4 protein-coding genes and 1 pseudogene are annotated in these 5,104 nt (G+C 71.5%); 3 read left to right on the top strand and 2 right to left on the bottom strand.

Features of this window, described 5'->3' with window-relative positions; genetic code table 11:
• Positions 1-650, bottom strand: a 650-nt coding sequence (locus ACFV6I_RS04480) for a condensation domain-containing protein (protein ID WP_380423532.1), incomplete at its 3' end; no start/stop codon positions are given.
• A gap of 221 nt (positions 651-871) precedes the next feature.
• On the bottom strand, positions 872-2,593 hold the full coding sequence (locus ACFV6I_RS04475) for a condensation domain-containing protein (RefSeq protein WP_380423531.1): 1,722 nt from the start codon (positions 2,591-2,593) through the stop codon (positions 872-874).
• 436 nt (positions 2,594-3,029) lie between these two features.
• Here ACFV6I_RS04475 and ACFV6I_RS04470 point away from each other — a divergent pair, with 436 nt between their 5' ends.
• From ACFV6I_RS04470 to ACFV6I_RS04460, 3 genes and pseudogenes are all read left to right on the top strand, one after another.
• Complete coding sequence (locus tag ACFV6I_RS04470) at positions 3,030-4,547, top strand: AMP-binding protein (RefSeq protein WP_380423530.1); 1,518 nt, start codon at positions 3,030-3,032, stop codon at positions 4,545-4,547.
• Entirely contained in the window at positions 4,544-4,813 is a 270-nt protein-coding gene (locus ACFV6I_RS04465) for a hypothetical protein (RefSeq protein ID WP_063352276.1), read from the top strand. Before ACFV6I_RS04470 ends, ACFV6I_RS04465 begins: the two co-directional genes overlap by 4 nt.
• Before the next feature lie 2 nt (positions 4,814-4,815).
• Positions 4,816-5,104, top strand: a pseudogene (locus tag ACFV6I_RS04460) (hypothetical protein); the annotation flags it as partial.

Raw genomic sequence — 5,104 nt, 5'->3', positions numbered from 1 at the left:
GTGAGGGCCCGCGCCCGCCCCGCCCCGCCCGCCCCGGCGCGCCCGCCCCGGTCGGTGGGCAGGTCCAGCGGCGACAGCCCGGACAACTGTGCGCTCCAGTAGTCCAGTTGGCGTTGCAGGCGTTCGCCGGAGAGCCGGGCCCGCTGCCAGTGGGCGAAGTCCGCGTACTGGATCCGCAAGGGGGGCAGCTCGTGCTCGCGGCCTTCCAGCCGGCTCCGGTACATCGCCGACAGGTCGTCCCACAGCAGCGGCATCGACCAGCCGTCGACGGCGATGTGGTGGACGACCACCACCAGGACGTGTTCGTCCTCGTCGACCCGCAGCAGCGATGCGCGCAGCAGCGGGGCGGTGGCCAGGTCGAACGGGCGCAGGATCTCGGACTGGACGAGATCGCGGGCCAGCCGCGTCCGGCGTTCCGCGGGCTCGGCCCGGAGGTCCGTGACGGGCAGGTCGAACGGCCGGGCCGGCTCGACCGAGGGGCTGGGGCGCCCGTCCCGCTCGGGGAAGGCGGTGCGCAGGACTTCGTGGCGCCGCACCAGCTCGGTGAGGCTGTGGCCGAGGGCCGCCACGTCCAGCGGGCCGTGCAGCCGGAAGACCTCGTGGACGTTGTACATCGCGGGGCCGGTGGACAGCCGCTCGATCAGCCACATGCGTTCCTGGGTGAACGAAGTGACCTGCGCACCCGCCGGGCGGGGTGGGATCGCGGCCTCCGGCTCGCCCTCGGCGGCCCTGCTTCGGGCCGCGCGGACGCGTTGGTCGAGCAGGGCCCGTGTGGCGGCCCGTGTGGTGGCCCGGGTGGGACCGGTCGACGGGGCGGCTCCGGGTGTGGAACCGGCCGGCTGGCCGGGCTCGGGTCGACTCTGCTGTGCCTTCACGGGTGACGGGCCTTTCCGGCGGGAAGCGGTTCCGCTTCGGCGGCGGCGCCGAGGTCCGCCAGCAACGCCGCGTCGATGCCGTCGGCGAGTTCGGCGACGGTCGGGTGGTAGAAGAGCAGGGCGACGGGCAGTTCGAGGTCGAGTGCCCGGCCGAGTCGGGACATGACCTTCGAGGCGAGGAGCGAATGACCGCCCAGCTCGAAGAAGTCGCTGTCCACGCCGTCCGGGGTGACACCGAGCACCTCGGCCCAGGTCTCCAGCACGAGGAGCTCGGTCTCGGTGGCGGGGCCGGACTCGGTGGCGGGCTCGGACTCGGTGGCGGGCTCGGGCCCGGTCTCGCTCCCAGGTGTGGGAGCGGGGCGGCTCACCCGGAGGCCGGGAGGGGTCTCCCACGCCGATATCGGCCGTTCGGGGCTGCCGACGAGCTCGTCGAGCAACGACCTGAAACCCTCGGAGAGTTGCCGCACCGTGTCACGGTCGAAGAGGTCGGCGGCGTAGCGGATGACGCCGGTGAGGCGATCGCCGCCGTCCGTCATGGAGACCTCGATGTCGAACTTCGCCACGTCGTTCGGCATCTGATGGTCACTCACTTCAAGCCCCGGGAGGCCGGACGGGAGCGCGGGCGGATCCTCCAGCTGGAACATGACCGTGAACAGCGGGTGTTGGCCGAGATCACGTTCGGGCCGCAGCTCCTGGACCAGCCGTTCGAAGGGGACGTCCTGGTGGGCGTAGGCCTCCACCGCGCCCCGCCGCACCCGGGCGAGCACGTCGGTGAAGCCGGGGTCGCCCGACAGGTCGGTGCGCAGGACGAGCGTGTTGACGAAGAAGCCGACCAGCGGCTCCACCTCGATCCGGGTCCGCCCGGAGATCGGCGTCCCCACCGTCACGTCGGTCTGTCCCGTGCAGCGCGCGAGCAGGACCTGGAAGGCGGCCAGCAGCGTCATGAACGGCGTCACCTCGTGGGCGCGCCCCAATGTACGTATTCGGTCGGCGAGTTCTGCGGGGATCTCGATCTCGACCTGGTCGCCCCGGCCTGACCACGCCGCGGGGCGGGGTCGGTCCGTCGGGAGCGCCGACGGGCTCAGGTCGGCCAAGTGCTCGCGCCAGTAGGCGAGTTGGTCCAGCATCGCCGTTCCGGCCTGGTGGCTCCGTTGCCAGTCGGCGAAATCGGCGTACTGGACGGGCAGGTCCGCCAGGGCGATCGGCCGGCCGTCGACGGCAGCGCCGTATCCGGCGGAGAACTCCTGCCACAGCACCGACAACGACCAGCCGTCGCAGGCGATGTGGTGGATCACCAGGAGCAGCAGGTGGTCGTCGGGGGCGATGCGGATCAGTCGGGCCCGCAGCATCGGAGCGGTCCCGAGGTCGAACGGGGTCGCCAGATCGGCGGCCGCCAGCTCCCGGGCCCGCTGCCAGGCCTGCTCCGCCGGGGTGTGCGTCAGATCGGTGATCGTCGGTACGAAGGTCTCGACCGGCTCCGCGACGTGGCGCGGGCCGTCCTCGCTGTCGACGATCCTGCCGCGCAACACCTCGTGGCGCCGCACGACTTCAGTCAGCGCCCGGGTGAGCGCCCCCTCGTCCAGCCGGCCGCGCAGGCGTACCGCGGTCGGGACGTTGTGGTCCGGCCGGCCCGGCCGCAGCCGGTCGAGGAACCACAGCCGTTGCTGGGCGAAGGACAACAGGGTCGGAGCGTGCGCGCGCCGATCGGGACCAGGCATGACGGATGCACCTTTCACGGCGATCGGGAACGCTTCAGCGCCCCGGAAATCCCCTCGCCGATTCGCGACTTGGCGAACAGTACGGCGGATACTAGGTCGCTGCCGTCTCACTCCGCAAGATCGAGAACAGGGTTGCAGGCATCAAGACAATATTTACGCCAGTCCGCTGGAATCCTTATGTAGATCGAACACGCTCGACGGTTAGCATCGGCGCGGCCGGCCCGGCACCCTCTCTGACGTGCTGTCATGATGCGGATCGCGCACCCCACTTCCATGGACGGGCACCACGTGATAATTCTTCTGTCTCCAAGGGGCGACCGGGTGGGCCCCTTTCCTGTCGGGCCTTCATTGTTCCGAATAAGATCGGTGAACCCGTTGCATGAACTCATCCGTTGTATATGAACCCACCCCGTTGCATGAACTCGGAGAAGTCGTGATGCAGCAGCAGAGCCTGGTGGGTTCATTCGTCTCGCACGCCACCAGCCACCCCGGTGATCCGGCGCTGATATGGCGCGGAGAAGAGACGACCTACCGTGAACTCCACCAGCTGGCGGAGCGGGAGCGCGGCCGGATCGCCCGGCTCGCCCCGGGCGGGGACGAGCCGGTCGGCATCCCGGCCGCCAAGTCGCCCTCGACGATCGCCCTGGTGCTCGCCTGCCTGCTGGAAGGGCGGCGCTTCCTGCTGCTGCCGGCGCCCACGCCGGACGGGAGGACGCCCCACGCGCTGGTCGAGCAGGCCGGAATCCGGCACGTCCTGTCGCCGGAGAGCCCCCGGGCGCTCGGACCCGGGTCGGGCGCCCCGGACCGGCCGGCGGAACCGGAGGCGCCGCGCCGTACGGAGCCCGCCGACGTCTCCTTCATGTTCACCACCTCCGGTTCCACCGGGCGGCCGAAGATCGTGCCGCTGAGCACGGGGGCGGTGGACCGCTTCACCACCTGGGCCGGCGAGCAGTTCGGCATCCGCCGGGGAACGACGGTCCTCAACTACGCGCCGCTCACCTTCGACCTGTGCCTGCTGGACATCTGGACCACGCTCAAGTACGGCGGCCGCGTCGTCCTGGTCGATCCGGCCCGGGCCACCCAGCCGGGCTACCTGCTGGACCTCGTGTCCCGCCACGCGGTCCAACTCGTCCAGGCGGTACCGATGTTCTACCGTCTGCTGGTCGACGCGGCCGCCGGGAGCGGCCGGCGGCTCGACACCGTCGAGCACGTCGTCTTCACCGGCGACAGCATGCCCGCCCGCTGCCTGGCCGAACTCCCGCAGCTGTTCACCGGCGCGCGGCTCCACAACGTCTACGGCTGCACCGAGACCAACGACAGCTTCCTGCACGAGGTCGACGGCACCGAACCGGCGGACGGCCCGGTGCCGATCGGGCGCCCGCTGCCCGGAGTCCACGCGGTGATCGTCGGTGCCGACGGCGGGATCCTGACCGGGCCGGGAACCGGCGAGCTCCACGTCGCGACGCCCTTCCAGACCGACGGCTACCTGGACCGGGCCCAGGACGCGGACAGGTTCGCGACCCACCACCACGACGGGCAGGCCCGGCGCTACTTCCGCAGCGGCGACCTCGTACGGCGTGACCGGGACGGCCGCATCACCCTGGAAGGCCGCAACGACCACCAGGTCAAGGTCCGCGGCGTGCGGGTCAACACCCACGAGGTCGAGCAGGTGCTGCTCGACCATCCCGACGTCGTCGAGGCCGCCGTGGTGGCCGTGCCCGACCCGGTGGCCGGCCGCCTGCTGCGGGGCGTGGTCCGCCGCGCCCCGGACAGCCGGCTGAACTCGCTGGCGCTGCGCCGGCACTGCGCACAACGGCTTCCGCTCACCGCCGTCCCCTCGACCCTGCTCATCGTGGACGACCCGCTGCCCAGGACGTCCACCGGAAAGATCGACCGCACGCCCCTCCAGCTCGCCTGCTCCCCGTCCCAGCCAAACGAAGGAACGGCCACGTGAAACACGCCGCGGTAGTCACGCAGTTCATCATCGAGGAGTTCCTGCCGGACGTCGGCGCGAACGAACTGGACTCCGACTACGACCTCGTGGACGGCGGGGTCATCGACAGCCTCGGCCTGCTCAAGACGATCGCCTGGCTGGAGGACTGCTTCGACCTGCGCGTCGAGGAGATCGACCTCGACCTCGACCCGGACAGCTTCCGCTCCGTCGGCTCGATCAGCAGGTTCATCGAACAGGCCCAGCAGCACCGGACGGACGCCCCCTAGCCATGCACGAGGTGCTGCGAGCGCTGATCGGCCGGGACCGCGCCGTCGTCGATCAGGAGATGTGGGGGTCCTTCTGGGACCAGCTGCGCGACGGCGCCCTCCGCTCCGGCGAGACGGTGGCGCTGCTGTCCTCGCTGTCCACCCGGATGCCCGATCGGGACACGCTGGTCGCCATGCTCCGCTCGCTGGACGAGCGACGGCCGGCCGGGGGCGCCCGGCGGGGCGCCCCCGCCCCCCAGCGCGGGCCCGGGGGGGGGGGGGCCGCGCGGCACCAGAACCCCCCCGCCCCGC

The sequence above is a fragment of the Kitasatospora sp. NPDC059803 genome (assembly GCF_042732255.1).
Taxonomy (GTDB): domain Bacteria; phylum Actinomycetota; class Actinomycetes; order Streptomycetales; family Streptomycetaceae; genus Kitasatospora.
This window is presented reverse-complemented; position numbering and strand designations above follow the sequence as displayed.

Bases quoted from the DNA above. Each gene is read 5' to 3' on its own strand.
- ACFV6I_RS04470 (WP_380423530.1), top strand. From the start codon at position 3,030: ATGCAGCAGCAGAGCCTGGTGGGTTCATTCGTCTCGCACGCCACCAGC.
- ACFV6I_RS04475 (WP_380423531.1), bottom strand. From the start codon at position 2,593: ATGCCTGGTCCCGATCGGCGCGCGCACGCTCCGACCCTGTTGTCCTTC.